The sequence below is a fragment of the Tritonibacter scottomollicae genome (assembly GCF_003003215.1).
GTDB lineage: Bacteria > Pseudomonadota > Alphaproteobacteria > Rhodobacterales > Rhodobacteraceae > Epibacterium > Epibacterium scottomollicae.
Genome location: NZ_PVUF01000018.1, coordinates 20,797 through 42,800, shown reverse-complemented (window position 1 = coordinate 42,800; position 22,004 = coordinate 20,797). Strand labels below are relative to the sequence as shown.

23 protein-coding genes are annotated in these 22,004 nt (G+C 61.0%); 16 read left to right on the top strand and 7 right to left on the bottom strand.

What is annotated here, in order from left to right:
• The first annotated feature begins 1 nt into the window (after position 1).
• The 5 genes from CLV89_RS19285 (at position 2) to CLV89_RS19265 (ending at position 5,642) form a co-directional block, all read left to right on the top strand.
• The gene (locus tag CLV89_RS19285) at positions 2 to 1,324 is read left to right on the top strand and encodes a PQQ-like beta-propeller repeat protein (RefSeq protein ID WP_106165285.1); all 1,323 of its coding nucleotides are present in this window, start codon (positions 2 to 4) and stop codon (positions 1,322 to 1,324) included.
• Positions 1,325 to 1,548: 224 nt separating this feature from the next.
• Positions 1,549 to 3,027, top strand: a complete 1,479-nt coding sequence (gene der / locus CLV89_RS19280) for a ribosome biogenesis GTPase Der (protein ID WP_106165312.1) — start codon at positions 1,549 to 1,551, stop codon at positions 3,025 to 3,027.
• A gap of 42 nt (positions 3,028 to 3,069) precedes the next feature.
• The gene (locus CLV89_RS19275) at positions 3,070 to 3,720 is read left to right on the top strand and encodes a MarC family protein (RefSeq protein ID WP_106165284.1); all 651 of its coding nucleotides are present in this window, start codon (positions 3,070 to 3,072) and stop codon (positions 3,718 to 3,720) included.
• Positions 3,721 to 3,908: 188 nt separating this feature from the next.
• Complete coding sequence (locus CLV89_RS19270; protein ID WP_106165311.1) at positions 3,909 to 4,862, top strand: fatty acid desaturase; 954 nt, start codon at positions 3,909 to 3,911, stop codon at positions 4,860 to 4,862.
• Between the two features lie 99 nt (positions 4,863 to 4,961).
• On the top strand, positions 4,962 to 5,642 hold the full coding sequence (locus CLV89_RS19265; protein WP_106165283.1) for a helix-hairpin-helix domain-containing protein: 681 nt from the start codon (positions 4,962 to 4,964) through the stop codon (positions 5,640 to 5,642).
• Between the two features lie 112 nt (positions 5,643 to 5,754).
• Here the strand turns inward: CLV89_RS19265 and serS are convergent, their stop codons facing one another.
• Entirely contained in the window at positions 5,755 to 7,047 is a 1,293-nt protein-coding gene (gene serS / locus CLV89_RS19260; protein ID WP_106165282.1) for a serine--tRNA ligase, read from the bottom strand.
• A 258-nt stretch (positions 7,048 to 7,305) separates the two neighbouring features.
• Between serS and yajC the strand changes: the two genes are divergently transcribed.
• The 9 genes from yajC (at position 7,306) to CLV89_RS19215 (ending at position 13,662) form a co-directional block, all read left to right on the top strand.
• A complete protein-coding gene (gene yajC / locus CLV89_RS19255; RefSeq protein ID WP_106165281.1) occupies positions 7,306 to 7,590 on the top strand; it encodes a preprotein translocase subunit YajC in 285 nt (94 codons plus the stop codon).
• A gap of 34 nt (positions 7,591 to 7,624) precedes the next feature.
• A complete protein-coding gene (secD, locus tag CLV89_RS19250; RefSeq protein WP_106165280.1) occupies positions 7,625 to 9,289 on the top strand; it encodes a protein translocase subunit SecD in 1,665 nt (554 codons plus the stop codon).
• A 4-nt stretch (positions 9,290 to 9,293) separates the two neighbouring features.
• Complete coding sequence (gene secF, locus CLV89_RS19245) at positions 9,294 to 10,262, top strand: protein translocase subunit SecF (RefSeq protein ID WP_106165279.1); 969 nt, start codon at positions 9,294 to 9,296, stop codon at positions 10,260 to 10,262.
• A gap of 237 nt (positions 10,263 to 10,499) precedes the next feature.
• On the top strand, positions 10,500 to 10,853 hold the full coding sequence (locus CLV89_RS19240) for an Mth938-like domain-containing protein (RefSeq protein WP_106165278.1): 354 nt from the start codon (positions 10,500 to 10,502) through the stop codon (positions 10,851 to 10,853).
• 87 nt (positions 10,854 to 10,940) lie between these two features.
• Positions 10,941 to 11,552, top strand: coding sequence for a heme ABC exporter ATP-binding protein CcmA (ccmA, locus tag CLV89_RS19235; protein ID WP_106165277.1), 612 nt, complete (start codon positions 10,941 to 10,943; stop codon positions 11,550 to 11,552).
• Entirely contained in the window at positions 11,549 to 12,205 is a 657-nt protein-coding gene (ccmB, locus tag CLV89_RS19230; protein WP_106165276.1) for a heme exporter protein CcmB, read from the top strand. Before ccmA ends, ccmB begins: the two co-directional genes overlap by 4 nt.
• Before the next feature lie 45 nt (positions 12,206 to 12,250).
• Positions 12,251 to 12,985 carry a heme ABC transporter permease gene (locus CLV89_RS19225; protein WP_106165275.1) on the top strand — a complete coding sequence of 245 codons (735 nt, stop codon included), beginning with the start codon at positions 12,251 to 12,253 and terminating at the stop codon, positions 12,983 to 12,985.
• Entirely contained in the window at positions 12,978 to 13,133 is a 156-nt protein-coding gene (gene ccmD / locus CLV89_RS19220; protein WP_106165274.1) for a heme exporter protein CcmD, read from the top strand. The genes CLV89_RS19225 and ccmD overlap by 8 nt, the downstream gene beginning before the upstream one ends.
• Positions 13,126 to 13,662, top strand: a complete 537-nt coding sequence (locus CLV89_RS19215) for a DsbE family thiol:disulfide interchange protein (protein WP_106165273.1) — start codon at positions 13,126 to 13,128, stop codon at positions 13,660 to 13,662. Before ccmD ends, CLV89_RS19215 begins: the two co-directional genes overlap by 8 nt.
• 15 nt (positions 13,663 to 13,677) lie before the next feature.
• On the opposite strand, the gene CLV89_RS19210 is transcribed toward CLV89_RS19215, so the two are convergent.
• Positions 13,678 to 14,049 carry a winged helix-turn-helix transcriptional regulator gene (locus CLV89_RS19210; RefSeq protein ID WP_106165272.1) on the bottom strand — a complete coding sequence of 124 codons (372 nt, stop codon included), beginning with the start codon at positions 14,047 to 14,049 and terminating at the stop codon, positions 13,678 to 13,680.
• A gap of 105 nt (positions 14,050 to 14,154) precedes the next feature.
• Here CLV89_RS19210 and CLV89_RS19205 point away from each other — a divergent pair, with 105 nt between their 5' ends.
• A complete protein-coding gene (locus CLV89_RS19205; RefSeq protein WP_106165271.1) occupies positions 14,155 to 14,772 on the top strand; it encodes an NAD(P)-dependent oxidoreductase in 618 nt (205 codons plus the stop codon).
• Positions 14,773 to 14,778: 6 nt separating this feature from the next.
• Here the strand turns inward: CLV89_RS19205 and CLV89_RS19200 are convergent, their stop codons facing one another.
• The 3 genes from CLV89_RS19200 to acnA all read right to left on the bottom strand — a co-directional run bounded on the left by CLV89_RS19200 (position 14,779) and on the right by acnA (position 18,838).
• Positions 14,779 to 15,483 (bottom strand): SDR family NAD(P)-dependent oxidoreductase, encoded by a 705-nt coding sequence (locus CLV89_RS19200; protein WP_106165310.1) that lies wholly within the window; start codon positions 15,481 to 15,483, stop codon positions 14,779 to 14,781.
• A 118-nt stretch (positions 15,484 to 15,601) separates the two neighbouring features.
• On the bottom strand, positions 15,602 to 15,952 hold the full coding sequence (locus tag CLV89_RS19195; protein WP_106165270.1) for a hypothetical protein: 351 nt from the start codon (positions 15,950 to 15,952) through the stop codon (positions 15,602 to 15,604).
• Between the two features lie 138 nt (positions 15,953 to 16,090).
• The gene (acnA, locus tag CLV89_RS19190) at positions 16,091 to 18,838 is read right to left on the bottom strand and encodes an aconitate hydratase AcnA (RefSeq protein ID WP_106165269.1); all 2,748 of its coding nucleotides are present in this window, start codon (positions 18,836 to 18,838) and stop codon (positions 16,091 to 16,093) included.
• A 218-nt stretch (positions 18,839 to 19,056) separates the two neighbouring features.
• On the opposite strand from acnA, the gene CLV89_RS19185 reads away from it, so the two are divergent.
• Positions 19,057 to 19,764, top strand: coding sequence for a DUF1223 domain-containing protein (locus tag CLV89_RS19185; RefSeq protein WP_106165268.1), 708 nt, complete (start codon positions 19,057 to 19,059; stop codon positions 19,762 to 19,764).
• Positions 19,765 to 19,769: 5 nt separating this feature from the next.
• On the opposite strand, the gene CLV89_RS19180 is transcribed toward CLV89_RS19185, so the two are convergent.
• Entirely contained in the window at positions 19,770 to 20,693 is a 924-nt protein-coding gene (locus CLV89_RS19180) for a lysophospholipid acyltransferase family protein (RefSeq protein WP_106165267.1), read from the bottom strand.
• A gap of 152 nt (positions 20,694 to 20,845) precedes the next feature.
• Positions 20,846 to 21,952: a flagellar motor switch protein FliG gene (locus CLV89_RS19175; RefSeq protein WP_106165266.1), complete on the bottom strand. Its 1,107-nt coding sequence runs from the start codon at positions 21,950 to 21,952 to the stop codon at positions 20,846 to 20,848.
• Positions 21,953 to 22,004 lie beyond the last annotated feature (52 nt).

Below are 22,004 nucleotides of genomic sequence, written 5' to 3'. Positions count from 1 at the left end.
AATGACGGCAAGTCCAGGCGGTTTCGGCCTCCGTGCAAGTGTGATGGCAACGGCGATTGCGGCCCTGCTTTTGGGGTGCTCCGAGCCGGAGGAAATTCTGCGCGGTGCGCGGGAGGACATTCACGGCGGTCAGGGCGGTGACGTCCAGAACCGCGCGGTCGCCATTTCGTTGCCCCGTGCGGTGACCAATGGCGCCTGGACGCAAAGTCCGGGCCAGCCGACCACGCGAACCACGCATGCAGCCCTGTCAGCGGCACCCGCGCCGATCTGGTCCACCAATATCGGTGAAGGCGACAGCCGCAAGCAGCGTATCACCGCTGCGCCTGTTGTTGGGGGCGGGCGCATTTATACGCTTGATGCATCATCCCAGGTCTCGGCGGTTTCGCCCGCTGGTGCGGTCCTGTGGCAGACCTCCATCCTGCCGGGCGCGGATGACGATGGCGACGCCACTGGCGGTGGCATCGCCTATGCGAACGGGGTAGTCTATATCTCCTCCGGGTTCGGGGTATTGACGGCGCTGGATGCCAAGACCGGGAACCAGGTCTGGCGCCAGGAGCTGGAGGCAACCGGCTCTGGTAACCCGACGATTCGTGATGGTCTGCTGTATCTGGTGGCCGGGGATGACACCGGCTGGGTGGTGGATACCAAAGATGGCCGGATCGCGTGGCAGCTGCGGGCGAGCCCTAGTGCCTCGAATATCCTGGGCGCCCCTGCGCCGGTAGTCGGCTCTGAGATCTCGGTCTTTGCCTTCGGGTCCGGTGATCTGGTTGGAAGCTTCCGCCGCGGCGGGTTCCAGCGCTGGATCGCCTCGGTTTCCGGTGCGCGCACGGGCAGTGCCATTTCGCAGATCAGTGACGTGACCGGCGCACCGTTCATGGACGGCAATCGGGTCTATGTGGGCAATCACTCTGGCCGGACGGCCGCGTTTGACGTTAAGTCGGGCGAGCGTCTGTGGACCGCGTTTGAGGGAACCTTTGGTCCGGTCTGGGTTGCCGGTGGCAGCGTGTTCCTGGTCAATGACCGCAGCCGCCTGATGCGCCTTGGCGCAAATGACGGCAAAACCATCTGGTCGGTGGATCTGCCGGGCTATCTCAAGGACAAACCGCGCAAACGGGCCGAGATCGTGGCCCACCATGGCCCCATCCTTGCCGGTGGGCAGCTGGTGGTCGCGTCCAACGACGGGCTGTTGCGGTTCTTCAATCCCGTTGATGGCAGCCTCGTGCGAACGGTCGAGGTCAAGGGCGGTGCGACGACAGAACCGGTGGTGGCAAACGGCACGCTTTATGTGGTGACCCGCGACGGAAACCTCGCAGCGTTTCGCTGACAGGCCGCGAGCTGTGCTGATCTCAGATCGTCGCTGCTGACTGTCTCAGTTTAGGCCAGAGGTATATCGCGGCACGACACGTGAGGCTGGAGACGCGCTGATGTGGTCCGTTGTCAGACGGGCTGGCATTGCCGTGATGTCGGGCGCCTCGCGTTATTATTTACTGGCGCGCGCATCAAGGATACGGTATGCGCGCGGTTCACAATCTCGGAAAGTTCGGTTCCATGTCCTTTACGCTCGCCATCGTGGGGCGCCCCAATGTGGGCAAATCCACATTGTTCAACCGTCTCGTCGGCAAGAAACTGGCGCTGGTCGACGACCAGCCCGGTGTCACGCGCGACCTGCGCGAGGGCGCAGCGCGGCTGGGCGATCTGCGGTTCACAGTGATCGACAGCGCCGGGCTTGAGGACGCCACCGACAACAGCCTTGAGGGGCGCATGCGTCGCCTGACCGAGCGCGCTGTCGAGATGGCCGATGTCTGCCTCTTCATGATCGACGCGCGCACCGGGGTGACCCCGACGGATGAGCTGTTTGCCGAAATCCTGCGCAAGAAATCCGCGCATGTGATCCTGGCGGCCAACAAATCCGAAGGCTCTGCCGCCGACGCCGGTGTGATTGAGGCTTACGGACTTGGACTGGGCGAGCCGATCCGCCTGTCGGGTGAACATGGCGAGGGGCTGAACGATCTTTACTCCGAGCTGCGTCCGGTCTCCGACAAGTTCGAGGAATTGGCCGCTGAGACCGCTCCGATCACCGATGTGGTGCTCGACGAGGACGAGGATTCCGAGTTCAACGCGGGCGAGGAAATCGCCGCAACGCCCGTTCCTACAATGGAAAAACCGCTGCAAGTGGCCGTTGTCGGTCGCCCCAATGCGGGCAAGTCCACCCTGATCAACAAGATCCTCGGTGAGGATCGTCTGCTGACCGGCCCCGAGGCCGGGATCACCCGCGATGCCATCAGCCTCAAGATCGACTGGGCCGGCACACCGATGCGGATCTTTGACACCGCCGGTATGCGCAAGAAGGCCAAGGTGCAGGAAAAGCTGGAAAAGCTTTCCGTCTCCGACGGGCTGCGGGCGGTGAAATTTGCCGAGGTCGTCGTTGTCTTGCTCGACGCGGCGATCCCGTTTGAACAGCAGGATCTGCGCATCGCCGATCTGGCCGAGCGCGAAGGCCGCGCCGTGGTTGTCGCGGTGAACAAATGGGACATCGAGGACGAGAAGCAGGAAAAGCTGAAGGCGCTCAAGGAAGCCTTCGATCGCCTGCTGCCGCAGCTGCGCGGCGCGCCGCTGATTACCGTGTCTGCCAAGACGGGCCGGGGCCTTGACCGGCTGCACGACGCCATCATGAAGGCCCATGACGTCTGGAACCGGCGTATTCCCACGGCGGCGCTGAACCGCTGGCTTTCGGGCATGCTGGAGCAGCACCCGCCGCCCGCACCGCAGGGCAAGCGCATCAAGCTGCGCTACATGACCCAGGCCAAGACCCGGCCACCGGGCTTTGTGGTGATGTGCTCGCATCCCGACAAGATGCCAGCAAGCTACAACCGCTATCTGGTCAACGGGCTGCGCGAAGATTTCGACATGCCTGGCACGCCGATCCGCTTGACGCTGCGCGGGCAGGGCGACAAGAACCCCTACAAGGGCAAGAAAAAGTCGACGCCATCGCGCTTGCGCAAACACCTCGACGGTCGCAAAAGCTGATCCCGGCTGGCGCGGTCCACTGCTGACCGGAGATCGCACCTCATGAGCTGGCCTTTTGCGTTTCAGGACCTGCTCCGTGAATTCATCACGCTCTTTGTGGTGATCGACCCGGTCGGGACCATCCCGGTGTTTCTGTTTGCCACGGCAGCAGTGCCGCAACGCTTGCATCGGTCCTTTGCTCTGCGGGCGGTATTGGTCTCGGCGCTGGTGCTTGGGCTGTTTCTGGTGCTCGGGCAGATCATTCTGGAAGGCATTGGTCTGCGTCTTGGCGCGTTCCAGATCGCCGGCGGGATCATCTTGTTCCTCTTTGCCCTCAGCATGATCTTTGGCGAAACCAAGGCCGCAAGCGAGATCAAGGAAGCCGAAACCGAAGATCTCTCCGGGGCGGTCTTCCCGCTGGCGATCCCGTCGATCGCGTCGCCCGGAGCGATCTTGGCGGTGGTGATCCTGACCGACAATCACTCCACCGGGATCGTGGAGCAGACGATGACCGCCGTGGTCCTGCTTTTCGTGCTTGTGATTACATTTTTGCTGCTGTTGCTGGCCAGCAAGATCCAGAAGCTGATCGGCCAGACCGGGGTCAGCGTTATCAGCCGGGTCATGGGGCTTATTCTGGCGACCGTTGCGGTGGACAGTGTGCTGCAGGGGCTGGAGCAGATGGGGGTTCTGGCGCTGTCCAACGCGCCGATCTGATCACCCCTGGATCCCGGGATGCGTCAGCTGACCGGCAAACGCCTGCTCGGTGCCCCGCGCTTTGACATGTTTCCTTTTCGCTTGCCTCTTGTCATAGGAGGTACGCATATTAACTGACAGAGAGTGCAATATTATCCGCACCGCGCGCCGTCATATGCGCGTTACGCAGCGTATTTATGGGGTCAGATATGGATCTGAGAGCATACACACGCCAGTATACAGACAAAGACAACCGGCTTGCCGCGTTGAGCTATTTTGGAACTTTTGCCGTTTATTTCACGGCCTTGTATCTGGCTATTCATTTTTCCCATCAGTGGTTTGTCGTGTGGCCAGCGGGGGTTGTCTTCGCCTTCAGCGCCGTGCGGCTTTATGTGCTGCAGCACGACACTGGCCACCACTCCCTGTTTGAAACACGCGCCCAGAACGAATGGGCTGGCCACGGGTTGTCGCCATTCACCTTTGCGCCGTTTGAGGTGATGAAGCAGAACCACAATCTGCATCACGCCAATGTCGGCAACCTGGAGCATCGCGAGACCGGCGAAATTCACACCATGACGGTTTCGGAATGGCGTGACGCCGGGTTTTGGACGCGGCTGCAATATCGGCTTTATCGCAACCCGTTTGTGCTGGTGCCGCTTGGTGCCGCCTTCACATATTTCATCCGCTATCGCTGGCCGAAAAACACGTTGGAATTCGGCGTTGTCCCGGTGGTTCTGCACAATCTGTCGATCATTCTCCTGCTCTATGCGCTCTACCTGATCGCGGGCAGTGAAGGTGTTTTGATCTGGTTCGGCTTTTCGTTTCTGGGCGGGATGATTGGTGTGTTTCTGGTCTATCTGCAGCATAACTTTGAGGACACCTACTGGGACCGTCGCCCGGATCTTGACCCTCGGGACGCGGCCTTGCAGGGGTCCTCCTGTCTGGATTTCGGCTGGTTTTTCGATTTTGCCGTGGCGAATATCACCCTGCACGACATCCACCATTTCAACGCCCGCATTCCCAGCTATCGGCTGCGGGCGTGTCACTACAACCTGCCAGACGACATGGCGCCGCACCGGGTCAAGTTTGGCGAGGCAATCCGCGCACTTGGCCTGAAACTATGGGACGAAGACCAAAAGCGTTTGGTGCCTTTTCCCGCGTGAGCCATGGTTGCAGCGTGCGAGAGGTTGGACATAGATCAAAAACAGATGCTAACCTTCCTGCACGACAGGATTTAGATTTTTTGGAGGTAGAACAGACGCATGACCCCGATTTTAAAGCTCCCCGGTGTGGGGCCCGCGCTGGCGAAAGCGCTGCAGGACCACGGCGTTCGCTCGGTCGAAGATCTTGCAGCGAAACCTGAGGCGGAGTTGGCGCAGGTGCCAGGATTAGGGGTTAGTCGCGTGGCGCGTCTGAAATCTGCCGCGACGGAGTTGGCGGGGAGCGGTGGCGCGACACCTGCAACACAACCTGCCGCGCGACGCACAGCCAAACCTGCCGGGAAGGCTGCGCCAGCGGTGCGCAAGCCGCGTCAGGTCAGCCCCGCCAAGACCAAGCCAGCGACGATCGAAGCGGCCAAAGGTGCCGCGACACGTGCGGCCGAGGCGGTGAAATCCGGTGCGGATACCGTTGACGCCCAGTCGCGCGAGGGCGTTGACCGTGCGGTTGCCGCTGCCGAAGCCGCACGCCTGGCCGCCGAGGAGAAGGCCGCCAAGGCCGAGGCCAAGGCTGAGAAGGCCGCCAAGAAGGCCAAGGCGCTGATGGCCGAATTCGCGGCAGCCAAGGAAAAGGCGAAGTCCAAGGCCAAGAAGGAAAAGGGCAAGGCCAAGTCCGAGATCACCAAGGAAAAAGCCAAAGCGAAGAAGATCCTTTCGGAAAAATCCGGTGACAAGAAGAAGAAGAAGGACAAAGACAAGGGCAAGAAAAAGAAGAAGGACAAATAGGCGTCCGTTTCCAAACCTTTGTCGATAAAAAAACCGGCGCTCATGTGGCGCCGGTTTTCGTTTGTCCGATAATGTTCGGCCCCCGCATGGTGGAGGGGCAGCAGCGCTGGTGTCAGCTCAGAACACCATCGGCGGTGAGGGTCAGCTTGCCGTTCAGATAGGGCGCAAGCGCATCGGGCAGTTTGACGGAGCCATCCGCCTGTTGACCGTTCTCCAGCACCGCGATCAGGCAGCGACCCACAGCGAGGCCAGAGCCGTTCAGCGTGTGCACAAACTCCGGCTTGCCACCATCGGCGGGTTTGAAGCGGGCGTTCATGCGCCGAGCCTGGAAATCACCTGTGGTGGAGACCGAAGAGATCTCGCGATAGGTTTCCTGACCCGGCACCCAGGCCTCGATGTCAAAGGTGCGGCGAGCGCCAAACCCGATGTCGCCGGTGCAGAGCACCACGGTGCGATAAGGGATGCCGAGTTTTTCCAGAATGCCCTCGGCGCAGCCCAGCATACGCTTTTGTTCGTCGTCGGATTTTTCCGGATGCACGATCGACACCATCTCGACCTTCTCGAACTGGTGCTGGCGCAGCATGCCGGAAGTGTCCTTGCCCGCCGAGCCTGCTTCGGAGCGGAAGCACAGCGTGTGGGAGGTGTAGCGAATTGGCAGCGCGCCTTCCTCAATCACATCACCGGCCACCGAATAGGTCAGCGGCACTTCGGAGGTGGGCACCAGCCACCAGCCATTGGTGGTCTGGTAGCTGTCTTCGCCAAATTTCGGCAGCTTATCAGTGCCATACATGGCCTCATCACGGACCAATACCGGCGAGTTGATCTCGGTGAGACCGTTCTCATCCACATGGGTGTCGATCATGAATTGCGCCAGCGCCCGGTGAATGCGCGCCACGGCGCCTTTCAGCACCACGAAACGCGAACCGGAGATTTTGGCAGCCGTCTCGAAATCCATCGCCTTGGCGACGCCCGCGATCTCGAAATGCTCTTTGGGCGCGAAATCGAACTGCGGCAAATCACCCCATTTTTTCACTTCGACGTTGTCATCCTCATCCGCGCCGTCGGGCACATCCGCGGCCGGGCTGTTGGGAATGCGCGCCAGCATGTCGGTCAGCTTGGCGTCCAGCTCCTTGGCCTCGGCCTGAACGGTGGCGACTTCTGCTTTCTTGTCGGCAACTTCCGCACGCAGGCGTTCAAACTCGGCCTCATCGCCCTTGGCCTTGGCGGCACCGATGGCTTTGGCGGCCTTGTTCTGGTCGGCCTGTGCGGTTTCAGCCGCCAGGATCTTGGCGCGGCGGGCCTCGTCCAGCTCCAGCACCTGAGACGACAGGGCAGACTCTCCACGACGCGCCAGGGCGGCGTCGAAGGCGGCCGGGTTCTCGCGGATTGCACGGATGTCATGCATGGGTCTGCTCCTGTCATGCGGATTGAATCAATGCTGACAGCTATGCCCGAGCGGCGGGCGAAGGGGAAGAGGGCAGGGCCGTCATCCGGGGATGTTCCCGCGCGGATTGTGGCAATCGGGTCGGAACGGCGCCCTGGCCTCGTGAAACCGGTGTGGATCGCGTCTGCCGCGCCTTGCAAAGCCTTAATGCACCGCATAGGTTCCCCGCAAAATCCGGGCGCTAACACAGGGCCCCCTTACAGACAGAAGGAACACCCCATGGAAGGTGGCGCAATCGCCCAATTTATCCCGCTGATCCTGATTTTTGCGATCATGTACTTCCTGCTCATCCGTCCGCAGCAGAAGAAAATGAAGCAACATCAGAGCATGGTCGAGGCCCTGCGCCGTGGTGACCAGGTCGTGACCCAGGGTGGCATGATCGGCAAGGTCGCCAAGGTCAAGGAAGACGGCGAAGTTGAAGTCGAGATCGCCGAAGGCGTCAAAGTGCGCGTGGTGAAGTCCACCATCGCTCAGGTTCTGAACAAGACCGAGCCCGCATCCTGAGCCTCGCCTCTTACGTTTCTGAAAAGGCAGGGTAATGCTGCAAATTGATACCTGGAAGAGGGTGCTCATCTGGCTGGTTTGCGTTGCCGGCCTTTTGCTCGCCCTGCCCAACGCGTTCTACACCCGTGTGGAACAGTCAAACGATGCCTATGCCGAGATAGCCGTTCAGGGGGAAACGCCCGAGCGTCTGGCAGTGGCAGAACAATGGCCAGAGTGGATGCCCTCCGGTCTGGTGAACCTCGGTCTCGACCTTCGCGGCGGTGCGCATCTGCTTGCCGAAGTGCGGGTCTCGGACGTCTATGCTGCGCGCATGGACGGTCTCTGGCCAGAGGTGCGCAACACCTTGCGGGAGGAGCGCGGCAGTGTCGGGACCTTCCGTCGGGTTCCGGAGGCGCCAGCGGATCAGATTCGCCTGCGCCTGTCGGATGAAAGCGGCATGACCCGCGCGCTGGAACTGGTGCGGGGGCTGGCCAACCCGGTGACCTCGCTCACCGGTGCCGGTGCCACGGATATCACGGTCAGCGGGCAGGGTGACATGATCACCATTGCGCTGTCGGATGAAGAAAAGCTGGCCTCTGATGATCGCACCGTGCGTCAGTCGCTGGAAATCATCCGCCGCCGGATTGACGAGGTTGGCACCCGCGAGCCAACGATCCAGCGTCAGGGCAGTGACCGTATTCTGATCCAGGTGCCGGGGATCGGCTCTGCGGCAGAACTCAAAGAGATCATCGGCACCACGGCTCAGTTGACCTTCAACCCGGTGGTCAGCCGCGGCTCGGATGCGGAGGAAAACCCCGGCATTGGCAACAAGCTCATTCCGTCTCTGGATGAGCCGGGCACATTCTACACCGTGGAATCCGCGCCTGTCGTCACCGGCGAAGAGCTGGTGGACGCGCAGCCGGCCTTTGACCAGAACGGTCAGCCTGCGGTGAATTTCCGGTTCAACACGGCCGGTGCGCGCAAGTTCGGCGATTATACCGCCCAGAACATCGGCGCGCCCTTTGCCATCGTGCTGGATGACGAGGTGATTTCCGCTCCGGTGATCCGCTCTCACATCCCCGGCGGCTCCGGTATCATCACCGGCAATTTCAGCGTCGAGGAAAGCACCAATCTCGCCGTTCTTCTGCGTGCGGGCGCCTTGCCTGCGGAGCTTCAGTTCCTGGAAGAGCGCACCATCGGTCCCGAGTTGGGTCAGGACAGCATCGACGCAGGCAAGGTGGCCACGGTCGTCGCCTTTGTCGGGGTGCTGGTCTTCATGGTGTTGAGCTATGGGATGTTTGGTTTCTTCGCCAATATCGCATTGATCCTGAACATCGCCCTGATCTTTGGCGCGCTCAGCCTCATTGGTGGCACACTGACCCTGCCGGGCATCGCGGGCATCGTCTTGACGGTCGGCATGGCAGTAGACGCCAACGTGCTGATTTTTGAGCGCATCCGCGAGGAGCTGAAAGCCGGGCGTGGTCCGGCCAAAGCCATCGACGAGGGCTACTCCAAGGCACTCTCGGCGATCGTGGACGCCAATATCACCACCTTCATCACCGCCGTGATCCTCTTTGCCATGGGCTCAGGCCCGGTGCGCGGCTTTGCCATCACCCTTGGGCTCGGTATCATGACCTCGGTCTTCACCGCGATTTTCGTCACCCGACTGATTATCGTGATGTGGTTCGAACGTCGCCGCCCCAAAACCATCGAGGTGTAATGAGATGCGGTTGAAACTCGTACCTGAAGGAACCTCCTTCGATTTCTTCAAACGCTGGAAGCTCTGGCTGGGGATATCGGCGCTGATGGTCGTCATCGGCTTTGCGTCCTTTGCGCTGCAGGGGCTGAACTTCGGCATCGACTTCCGGGGCGGCACCACCATCCGCACGGAGGCGGAGCAGGATCTGGATATCGGCACCTATCGTGATGCCATTGCGCCGCTTGGGCTCGGGGACATCACAATCACCGAGGTGTTCGATCCGACCTTCGAAGACGATCAGCACGTTGCGATGATTCGGATCGAGGCCCAGCAGGATGGTGAAGCCCTGTCGAGCCAGGTGATCGCCGATGTCCAGGCTGTGCTGGATGAGGTGGCGCCAGGGATCAAATTCATCTCCGTGGAAAGCGTCGGCCCGAAGGTGTCCGGTGAGCTGGTGCAGACAGCGTTTCTGGCGGTTGCGCTGGCGATCGGGGCCGTGCTGATCTACATCTGGCTGCGCTTTGAGTGGCAGTTTGCACTCGGTGCCGTGGCGGCGCTGGTGCATGATGTCATTCTGACCATCGGGGTGTTCTCCGAACTGCAGATCAAGTTCGACCTCGCCATCATCGCGGCGTTGCTGACGATCGTTGGCTACTCGCTGAACGACACCGTGGTGGTGTTTGACCGGGTGCGGGAAAACCTGCGCCGGTACAAGCAAAAGCCGCTGTCGGAAGTTCTCAACATCTCCATCAACGAGACGCTGAGCCGGACGGTGATGACCTCGGTCACCACGCTGCTGGCACTGATTTCGCTTTACGTGCTGGGTGGCGATGTGATCCGGGGCTTTGTCTTTGCGATGATCTGGGGCGTTGTGATCGGCACCTATTCGTCGATCTTCGTGGCCTCCACCATCCTGCTTTGGCTGGGTGTCAAACGGGATTGGTCCAAGCCCGACAACACAACGGGCAATCAGTTTGCCAAAATCGACGCCTGATTTTCGGCGATAACAGACTTGAAGCAGCCGCGGTAACATGCCGCGGCTGTTTTGCGTTCAGGGGGGCTACATCAGGCCCTCATACTCGATGCGGGTGACCTACAGCGCGACCAGACTGGCTTCATCTTTTCAAAAATATCTCGGAGCGCGAGGCAGAGCCTCGCATGTCCACTTGCCGGTTTCAGCATTTCAACTTGCGTGGTATTCACCAGTGCAATCGTCAGGAAGGAGACTGTCATGCGCCTCAACGAAGTGGTTTATTCCGATGCCGTTCCGGTCGACGGCTATGGGCCGGGCTTCTTTCGTGTCGGTGGTAACCTCCACGAAGGGGCCATTCTCACCGGTGCGACGGGCACCCGCACATGGGGCGGCTATGCCGACACCGCGCCCCTGTTGGCGCTGGCTGGTGATGTCGATGTGCTGTTTGTGGGAACCGGGGCTGAGATCGCCCATATTCCGGCTGATCTGCGCGCGGAGCTGGAGCAGGCCGGGCTGGGCGTCGAGGTGATGAATTCGCCGGCCGCCTGCCGCACCTACAATGTGCTCCTGTCCGAAGGCCGCCGCATCGCGCTGGCCGCACTGCCAGTTTGATATGGCGCAAGGCAAACCATGTGCAGATCTGCTTTTCATGCATGATAGCAATAGATTAGGCTATGGGTGCTATGCTGCGGGGCGCATATGATTGAGGTCAGGGATCTGAGCGTGAGCCGGGCAGGTTTTCCGGTACTTGAAGGCGTGCAGTTTGCGCTGCCTGCAGCAACGGCGCTTGTGCTGCGCGGCCCCAACGGGATCGGCAAGACGACCTTGTTGCGCACGTTGGCCGGACTTCAGCCCCCGCTTGCCGGAGAGATCCTCGGCGACCCGGACGATATTGCCTATGCGGCCCATGCGGATGGTCTGAAACTGACACTGACGGTGGAGGAAAACCTGACATTCTGGGCGCGGGTGTTCGGCGCCCACGACATTGAGCCGGCGATCAAGGCCTTTAATCTGGCGGCGCTCCGGACACGAGCCGCCGGTAGCCTGTCCGCCGGGCAGAAACGTCGTCTGTCGCTGGCGCGGTTGATGGTCACCGGGCGGCGGCTCTGGATCCTCGATGAGCCGACAGTGAGCCTTGATGCCGCCTCGGTGCAGCTGTTCGCCGCCACCATCCGTGCGCATCTCAATGCCGATGGTGCGGCGATCATGGCGACCCATATCGACCTCGGCATCGAGGGGCGGGTTTTGGACCTGACACCGTTCAAGGCAAAGCTGCCGGCGCTGGATGCGGATGACGGGGGCTTCCTGTGAGCGCGCTGTTGCTGCGGGACCTGCGGCTGGCGTTTCGCGCCGGGGGCGGCTTCGGGCTGGGGCTTGCGTTCTTTCTGATCGTGACCGTGATGGTGCCGTTCTCGGTGGGTCCGAACTCCGCCACGCTTGCGGTGATCGCGCCCGGCGTGTTGTGGCTGGGTGCGCTGTTGGCGTGCCTCCTGTCGCTGGACCGGCTGCTGGCACTGGACTGGGAGGATGGATCTCTCGACCTGCTGGCCACCGCGCCCTTGCCTCTTGAGGCTGTCTTGAGCGTGAAATCGCTGGCGCATTGGCTCACCACCGGATTGCCGCTGGTGCTGGCGGCGCCGGTGCTGGGGGTGCTGTTGAACCTGCCCGCCGGCGGCTATCTCTGGATCACGCTTTCGCTGTTGATCGGGACGCCTGCGCTGTCGGTGATTGGCACCTTTGGTGCTGCTTTGACCGTGGGGCTGAAGCGCGGTGGCCTCCTGTTGTCGCTGCTGGTGATGCCGCTTTACGTGCCGACACTGATTTTTGGCGCTGAGGCGGCCCGACGCGGCGCGGCAGGGATGGCGGTGGAGACACCGCTCCTGATGCTGGGCGGGATCACGCTTGGTGCGATCGCGCTTTTACCCTTTGCCTCCGCTGCTGTGCTGCGCGTCAATTTGCGCTAGCAGCAGGAGATTGTGATGACCCGAAACAAGAGCTAGAAGGCCAGCATGTCGATCTGGGAATACGCCAATCCGAAGAAATTCCTGCACACCAGCGAGCGTGTGCTGCCGTCCCTTTGGGTGGTCTCTGCCGTATTGATCCTCGGCGGGCTGATCTGGGGGTTCTTCTTCACGCCGGATGATTACCGACAGGGCTCCACCGTCAAGATCATCTACCTGCATGTGCCGGCCGCGCTGATGGCGATCAATGCCTGGTTCATGATGCTGCTGGCCTCGTTGATCTGGGTCATCCGTCGTCACCATGTCAGCGCGCTGGCCGCCAAGGCAGCCGCCCCTGTAGGGATCATCATGACCTTGATCGCGCTGATCACCGGCGCGATCTGGGGGCAACCGATGTGGGGCACCTGGTGGGCCTGGGACCCGCGGCTGACCTCCTTTCTGGTGCTGTTCCTGTTCTACCTCGGCTACATTGCGCTCTGGGAAGCGATCGACAATCCGGACACTGCGGCTGACCTGACCTCGATCCTTTGCCTCGTGGGCTCTGTTTTTGCGGTGCTGTCGCGCTATGCGGTGAATTTCTGGAACCAGGGGCTGCATCAGGGCGCGTCTCTATCGCTCGACAAGGAAGAGAATGTCGCGGATGTCTTTGCCTTTCCGCTCTACACATGCATGGCGGGGTTCATCCTGTTTTTCATCGCATTGGTGCTTTACCGGACCGGTACGGAAATCCGAGCCCGCCGGATGAAGGCGCTGATCGCGCGGGAAAGGATGTCAGATGCCTGATCTTGGAAAATACGCTGACACGGTGTTGTCCGCTTACGCCGCATCGCTGCTGCTGCTGGCGCTGTTGCTCGTCGTGACCCTGTGGCGCGGTGCCTGGGTCCGTTCAGAGCTGAAGTCTGTCGAAAAGAGGATACGTGGCAATGGCTAAGATCTCGCCGATGATGGCGCTTCCGGTGGTTGTCTTTGCGGGTTTTGTCGGGCTGGCGTTTGTTGGCATGGGCCGCGAGGACCCGGAGAACCTGCCGTCCGCGCGGGAGGGCAAGGCCGCCCCGGCAGTGGCGCTGAGCGACTTTCCCGGCAAGGAGAGCTTTGACAATGAGACCCTGCGCGACGGCGAGGTTAAGCTGGTCAACTACTGGGCCAGCTGGTGCGGCCCATGTCGCGCGGAACACCCGAGCCTCACGGCGCTCTCTGAGGAGGGCGTGGCCATCTACGGGGTGAATTACAAGGACCAGCTGGGCAATGCGCAAAGCTTCCTCGAGGAGCTTGGTGATCCCTATGCGGGCGTCGGACGGGACGAGAACGGGCGCATGGCGCTCGACTGGGGGCTCTACGGCGTGCCGGAAACCTATGTGATTGATGGCGAGGGCACCATTGTGCTGCGCTTTGCCGGACCGATTACGGCGAAAGTGCTGGAACAGACCATCCGACCGGCGATGGAAAAAGCGGCGGAGTAGGCGCCGCTGATCCCGTCAGGAGGCGATGGGTTCTTTCGCGTCGTAGGCGGCGCGGGAGGTGCGAATACCCGGCTGATGTGTCTCCGCCCAATGCGCCAGATGGCTGATTGCGCCGTGTAGTGAGGCCCCCCGTTGGGTCAGGCTGTATTCCACCTGCGGTGGCGAAGTGTCCAGCACCTGACGAGACACCAGCCCATCACGTTCGAGATTGCGCAGGGTCACCGAGAGCATGCGCTGAGAGATTGCTTCAATGACGCGGCGCAAGGCATTGAAGCGGCAGGGGCCTTTTGACAGCTCCATGATCACCAGCACCGACCAGGCATCGCCAATGCGATCCAGAACATCCCGGATGGCGCAGTCGTATTCCAAGGCGCGTCGGCGTCCCATGGCGGTTCCTTTCAGGTAACTATGTGCTCAAAACATGCGTATTCCGGGCACGGTTCTCAGCCCTTAGGTAGTTCCTATCAGTAACTATCAAATTGGAGACATCAAATGAAGCTATTTGTTCTGGGCGGCACCGGCATGATCGGCAGCCGGATCGTAGCAGAGGCCCTGTCGCGTGGTCATGAGCTGACCATCGGCAGCCGCAGCCCCGAGGTCGCAGTGCTCGACGGGGTGCAGTCCGTTAAGCTGGACGTCAGCGATACGGCGGCACTCGCAGCGCAGGCCGAAGCGGCGGATGTCACCATCACCGCGGTCAGCCCGCGCAGCACCGGCGACGCGATCGCCGAATCCAACGCCTATGCCGAAGCCCTGATCGCTGGACTGGGCGGGAACCGGGTGGTCATCGTGGGCGGCGCGGGGTCGCTGAACCTGCCGGATGGAAGCCCGGTGGCGGATGTCGTGCCAGAGGCCTACCGCGCGGAGGCACAGGGCATGCGGCAGGCGTTCGAGAAGATCGCCGCAAGTGACCTCGATTTCACCGTGGTGGCACCAGCTGGATTGATCGAACCCGGTGAGCGGACAGGTAAGTTCCGTCTTGGCGGCCGGGAATTGATGACGGATGAGGCGGGCAACAGCCGGATCTCTGCCGAAGACTATGCCGTGGCGCTGATGGATGAGGTGGAGACCCCGACCCATAACCGCGAGATCTTTCACGCGGCCTATTGATCCGGTTCAGAGCCGGTAGCCTCCGGTCACCGGCAGCACTGCGCCGGTGATGAAGCTGGCATTGTCAGAGGCCAGAAAATACACCGCCTTGGCGATGTCCTCCGGGGTTCCGGGGCGACCCAGGGCGGTGTCCTTCACGAAGATCTCGGTCAGTTCGTCAGGGCGGGGCGCTTCGGGCACGTTGATCGCGCCAGGCGCCACCGCGTTCACGCGAATGCCCTCTGGTCCCAGTTCCTTGGCCATCGCGCGGGTCCAGAGGTTCAGCGCCGCTTTGCTGGCACCATAGCTGGCCGCATCCCGGGGCGGCAGATCGGCGTTCATCGACGAGATGTTGACGATGCTGGCGCCGGGCCTCAGATGGGGCAGGGCGGCGGCGAGGATGGCCTGTGGCGCGATGGTATTCAGCTCGAACACCCGGCGATGGGCAGCGGCGTCGAATGTCTCTTTCGGGGTCGATTGCACCAGTCCGGCGTTGTTGACGATCACATCCAACCGGCCAAATTTTTCGATCACCTGCGCGACCAGATCCGCGGCGCTTTCGTCCTGCAGCAGGTCACATGGGATGGAAACCACATTGGTCTGTGCCTCCAGATCATCTGATGGCGGTGTATTCAAATACGAGCGCAGGACATTGTGATCGTTGGAGAATTGCGCCGAAATGGCACGGCCGAGGCCATAAGTGCCTCCGGTAACTAGGACGGTCTTGGTCATCAGGGTCTCCCACGCTGAAAGATGCAGGGTCTGCACCATGATGCCACTCAAGCGCGGGCAGGCAGAAATGACAAGACCACCCGCCGCGACGGAGGTCGTCAGGGGCTGACGCGGCCGGTCAGCAGCTGATCTGTCGGCGTTCCAGCTCTGTCTCAATCGGAAACTGTCCGATCACACCTGTGTCGATGGTCTCATAGATGCGCGTATCAATTTCGCGCCGCATGTAGGTGGACTGAAACTCCAGAAGCTCGTCCCCTGAAATCACGTGATCGAGATATGCCTCAAAGATTTCCCGATTTTCCCACAAGCTTACGGATTTGATTTCGCCATGCTCCGGCGAAGCATAAAGGCGGGTTTCATAGCAGCCCTTACGGAGACCCTTGTTATCCTTCGACAGGGCGGTGGCAAGGTTCAGAACTTCTTCAAATCGGGCATGGAGCGGATAATACTTGGTGATAACAGCAATCATTCTGACGCCTCGTTAGGTCCTTACGGCAGATGGATCATGCGTATCACACGGGGTGTTATGCTTGTGTTACCATCTTGTACTCGCAATAAAAAAGGGCGGCACACTGTGCCGCCCGCGCCATTGTCGAACAGGTCACGATCAGCTTTTCGCGAGCTTGCGCAGCACATAATGCAGCACGCCACCGTTTTCGATGTACTCGATCTCCGGGGCCGTATCGATGCGACATTTCAGGGTGATGGTCTTGCTGCTGCCATCGGGATAGGTGATGGCGCAGTCGACCTCCTGCAGCGGCGTGACGCTCTCAAGACCCTTGATTTCCACGATCTCATCGCCGGTGAGTTTCAGTGACTTGCGGGTGTCGCCGCCAGTGAACTCAAACGGGATGACGCCCATCCCCACGAGGTTGGAGCGGTGGATGCGCTCGAAGCTCTCGGCAATCACCGCCTTCACGCCCAGGAGCGCCGTGCCCTTGGCCGCCCAGTCGCGCGAAGACCCGGCGCCGTATTGCTCGCCACCGAAGACAACCAGCGGGGTGCCCGCCTCCTGATGCGCCATGGACGCCTCATAGACCGAGGTCTGCTGGCCATCGGGGCCTTTGGTATAGCCGCCTTCAACGCCGTCCAGCATCTCGTTCTTGATGCGGATATTGGCGAACGTGCCGCGCATCATGATCTCGTGGTTACCACGACGCGACCCGTAGGAGTTGAACTCCCGCGGCTGCACCTGACGGTCGAGCAGGTATTTACCCGCCGGTGTGGTGGTCGCGAAGGACCCCGCCGGAGAGATGTGGTCGGTGGTGACCATATCGCCAAGGATCAGGAGCGTCTTTGCGCCCACAACGTCCTGAATGGTGCCCGGCTCTGCGCCCATGTTCTGGAAATAGGGCGGGTTCTGGATATAGGTCGAGGCTGCGGGCCAGTCGTAGGTTTCCGCTTCGGTGGTTTCCACGCCCTGCCATTTTTCGTCGCCCTTGAAGACGTCGGCATATTTGGACTGGAACGCCTCGCGGGTGACGGTGGCCTCGACCAGATCGGCGATTTCTTTCTGGGTCGGCCAGATGTCCTTCAGGTAGACGTCATTGCCATCCTTGTCCTGTCCCAGCGGGTCGTTGGTCAGATCGACATTCATGTCGCCAGCCAGCGCATAGGCCACCACGAGGGGCGGTGAGGCGAGGTAGTTGGCGCGCACGTCCGGGCTGATCCGGCCTTCGAAGTTGCGGTTGCCGGACAGGACCGATGCGGCCACCAGATCGCCCTCGGAAATGGCGTCGGAGAACTCCTGCTGGATCGGGCCGGAGTTGCCGATACAGGTGGTACAGCCGTAGCCCACGAGGTTGAACCCGATCGCGTCCAGATGTTCCTGCAGGCCCGCGGCCTCCAGATAATGCGACACCACCTGAGAGCCGGGCGCGAGTGAGGTCTTGACCCAAGGTTTACTGTCGAGACCGAGTTCATGCGCCTTTTTCGCCACTAGGCCGGCACCGATCATCACATAGGGGTTCGATGTGTTGGTGCAGGAGGTGATCGAGGCAATCACAACGGAGCCGTCGCGCAGCTCAAACTCCTCGCCCTTCACCGGGTGGGATTTGCGCGGATCGACAGGGGCCGTCGGCGCTGGCCCCTCGGAGGCCATGTCGGCAGCATCAGAGGACGCATCAACACCACGGTAGTCGGAAACCACCTTCTTGAACGCGGGCGCGGCGACGTCGAGCGCCAGATAATCCTGCGGGCGTTTCGGGCCGGAAATCGCCGGTACGATGGTGCCCATGTCGAGCGTCATCGTGTCGGTGTAGATCGGCGCGTAGTTTTCGTCGCGCCAGAACCCGTTTTCCTTGGCATAGGCCTCCACCAGAGCAAGGCGGGCTTCATCGCGGCCGGTGTTGCGCAGGTAGCGGATGGTCTCCCCGTCGATCGGGAAGAAGCCGCAGGTGGCGCCATACTCCGGCGCCATGTTGGCAATGGTCGCACGGTCGGCCAGCGGCAAACGATCCAGTCCAGAGCCGTAGAATTCGACAAATTTGCCAACAACGCCCTTGGCGCGCAGCATCTCGACGACCTTCAGCACGAGGTCGGTGCCGGTGGTGCCTTCCATCATCTCGCCGGTCAGCTCAAAGCCCACAACTTCGGGGATGAGCATGGAGATTGGCTGGCCGAGCATCGCGGCCTCGGCCTCGATACCACCAACGCCCCAGCCCAGAACGGAGGCGCCATTGACCATGGTGGTGTGGCTGTCTGTGCCCACCAGCGTGTCAGGATAGGCGACTTCCTCGCCGTTCTGGTCCACGTCGGACCAGACGGTCTGGGCAAGATATTCCAGGTTCACCTGGTGGCAAATGCCGGTGCCCGGTGGCACGACGCGGAAATTGTTGAACGCGCCCTGACCCCATTTCAGGAACTTGTAGCGTTCCATGTTGCGTTCGTACTCACGGTCCACGTTCATCTGGAAGGCGCGCGGGTTGCCGAACTCATCAATCATCACGGAGTGGTCGATCACCAGATCGACGGGCACCAGCGGGTTGATCTTGTTGGCGTCACCGCCAAGGTTCTTGATGCCGTCGCGCATGGCGGCAAGGTCGACCACGGCAGGCACGCCGGTGAAGTCCTGCATGAGCACGCGGGCCGGGCGGTAGGCGATCTCACGCGGGTTCTTGCCGCCATTCTTGGCCCATTCGCCAAAAGCCTTGATGTCATCCGTGGAGACGGAAAACCCGTCGTCCTCGAACCGCAGCAGGTTTTCCAGCACGACCTTGAGCGCAGCGGGGAGCTTGGTGAAATCCCCAAGCCCGGCTTCGGTGGCTGCTGGTATCGAGTAATAGGCAATCGACGTGCCGTTCACGCTGAGCGTCTTGCGTGTCTTGGCTGTGTCCTGTCCGACGGTGATAGGCATGGTGGCCTCCCTCATAAATGACAAATAGGGACTTCGCTGCAGATTGTCTGCCTCATGCAGACCTGTCGTTCAATAGAAGAAACATCGCATGACGCAGAATTGTATGCAATGGTACACAAATATGCATTATTTCCTGTCACACCTCTCAAGAATGATTGATTGGCCATTGAGGCAGGCGGAGCGTACATCCGTAAGCCTAACAACCTGACAGGCGACTCATGCGGTTTATTTCGCTTTCCTCTCTGATTTTTTCGGCGATCTGCGCCGTCTCTGGTCCGGCAACGGCGGAGCCTTCCCCTGTGGTGGTAGAACTCTTTACCTCGCAAGGTTGTTCCTCATGTCCTCCGGCGGATGAACTGCTGAAGCGGCTTGCCACCCGTGAGGATGTGCTGCCCTTGGCCTATCACGTTGACTATTGGGACTATATTGGCTGGGCAGACGCTTTTGCCGATCCGGCCCATACGGTGCGCCAGCGCGGATATGCGCAGGTGGGTGGGCGCAACATGATCTATACCCCCCAGATGATCATCATGGGGCGCGAGGATGTGGTCGGCGCCGATGCGATGCAGCTGTCAGAGGTGCTGGGCACTTATGCTGGTCACAAGCCGAAGGTGAACCTTTCGGTTCTGGTTCGGGGGGAGCAAATCTCGATCAAAGTGCCGAAACAGCCTGAGCGGCGCGGTGACGTTATGCGGGTTCAGCTGGTAAGGTACATGCCGTTGCGCCGCGTCGATATCAAACGCGGGGAACTTGCGGGCAATACGCTGGATTACGCCAATGTGGTTGAAAGCGTGCAGGTTCTGGCCGATTGGGACGGCGCTGACCCACTCGATCTGTCCGTCGAGCTGCCTGATGATCTGCCGGCTGCGGTGTTGGTGCAGCAATGGCCGTTCGGACCTATCCTCGCCGCCGCCCGCGCGGAGTAGCGGGTCTACACACTGTCCGGATGGTCGGGGTGCGGGGTCTCATGCATGGGCTTCCAGCGCCGGTGGACCCAGAACCACTGTCCCATATTCGCGCGCACCATACGCTCCAGATCATCGCAGACCGCCTGCGTCATCGTCACCGGATCGGAGTGCGGAATCTCGTCGGCGACCACTACCTCGAAATCAAGCCCGTTGTCGCCGCGCAGGCCGTAGATCGGAATGAAGGCGGCGTTGTATTTCAATGCCAGCTCCGCCGGCACTGTCGAGGTGAGAGCCGGGCGCCCGAAGAACGGCAGATACTGCCCTCCAATTGCGTGCATATCCGCGACAATAGCGATGTTTCCGCCCGCTTTCAGATGGCGCACCATCTCGACCATGCCACGTTTTCCCTGCTCGAACATGGGCTTGCCGGTGGCGGATATCGCTTTGACGTAGTGGTCGTTAAAGTAGGGGTTTGCCATGCGCCGATAGAGCGACCCCATGTTGAACCCCATCTGGACCAGTTTGGATCGTGCGGCGTCGTAATTGCCGAAATGTCCCGTGACGAGCACCACCGGACGCCCCTCTGCGCGCGCGGCCTCCAGCGCCTTCAGGCCGGGGCCACTGATGGGGGCTGCCTTGGCGCGGGCCCAGAAGGGCGCGCCGGCGTACAGTTCTGCAAGCGTGCGTCCGACATTGTCGGCGACCTGATGGCACAGCGCGTCGACCTCGCTCTCGGTCAGGTCCGGACGTGTATAATGAAGGTTGCGGCGCACCCGCTTGTGAAACCCGGCGAGGGGGGCAACCTTGCGCAGGGTCCAGCCCATCGCGGGCACGCGCCAGCGATATGGGATCAGTTTCAACCCGCCGATCAGCCCACGCAGGAACAGATTTCCGACAAAGTAATTTGCGCGCTGTGAAAAGGTCAGCTCCGAATGGGCGACGGGCATGGGGTATTGTGCTCCTGCTTGCGATACCGCAACGCCCGATCATAGAGGGCGCCGCTGCCTTGCACAAGAAACCGCCACGAAGAAACCCGCGCCGGTGTGGCACGGGTTTGTTTCGTGTCAGGTCATGATGGCGTAATCGACGCGCGGCGGGGCTAGTCTTCTTCTTCCTCGTCAGACTTCAGCTCGATGTCGCCGTTGACCACCATTTCACGCAGCATATTGACGATAATACCGTAGGCAGCCTCACCATCGGCCCGTTTGATACGACCAAGCTGGTTTGCTTCTTCGCGCAGGTTGTTGGCCATGCGGCTGGACATGTTGTCCAACAGGAAGGTGACCGACGCCACATCGTCCTCATCCGTGGCAAAGGCGATGGCGGTGGTAATGTCCTGCGGGCCCAAGGCGCGGACCAGTTTCGGCACATCGACCGGTTCCAGTTTCTGCGCGATCAGCGCAAAGGTGAAGATCGACTTGCGCACATCCGTGGCGAACTCCTGGTCCTCCTCATCGAGCGCGGTCAGAACCTCCTCGCGTTTCGCTGCGGCGGATTGCGTCAGGATTGCCCCGACACGTTGGCCTGGCGTTTTGTCAAACGCGACCTGCGGGCGCGCTTCGATCTGTGAGGCGAGCGACAGGCCGATGCGATCCACCGTGTCCGGTGTAACGCTGCTTGTCTGGCTCACCGCATAGGTGATGCGACGTGCAATCGGACCTGGCAAATGCTGCAACATCTCTGCCGCCTTGGCGGTGTCGATCTTGGACAGCAACACAGCTGCGACTTCGGTGCTTTCGGCCTTGGCCAGTTCGGCCAGTTCCTCGGGCGGCAGCTTGCGCAAGCGATCCCAAGGATCGCCGAATTGGCGCACACCCGCTTCCTTTCGCAACCGGCTGTGCGTGTGCCGGCTGATTTTACCCTCCATAGCGCTCAACGCACCTGCGAGGCCATTGGGGAAGGACAGCCCGATATTTTCGAGCTGTTCTGCAAATTCGGCCGCGACTGCGTCCAACGTCTGGCGATCCACCAGGCGCATCTTACCCATTTGCTGAGTAAGTTCGAGTTGCAGATCGTCTGGCAACTCTTCAAGGGGGACATCGGCGCCTTCGTTCAAAAGAAGACGAACGACAATAGCCGCTTTGGCTTTCCCACTAAGCTGGGGAGCCCCCCCCATGAGGGATGGTGCGGGCGCCGGTGACGAAAAATCGCCAAGTCCGTCGCCCAGTGGCGCCATAGGAAGCGCTAGAGCTGATGATTGTTCCATTCTTGAACCTTGACCCGAAAAGATTCTCTTTCTGTCAGGAAGCAAGATATGC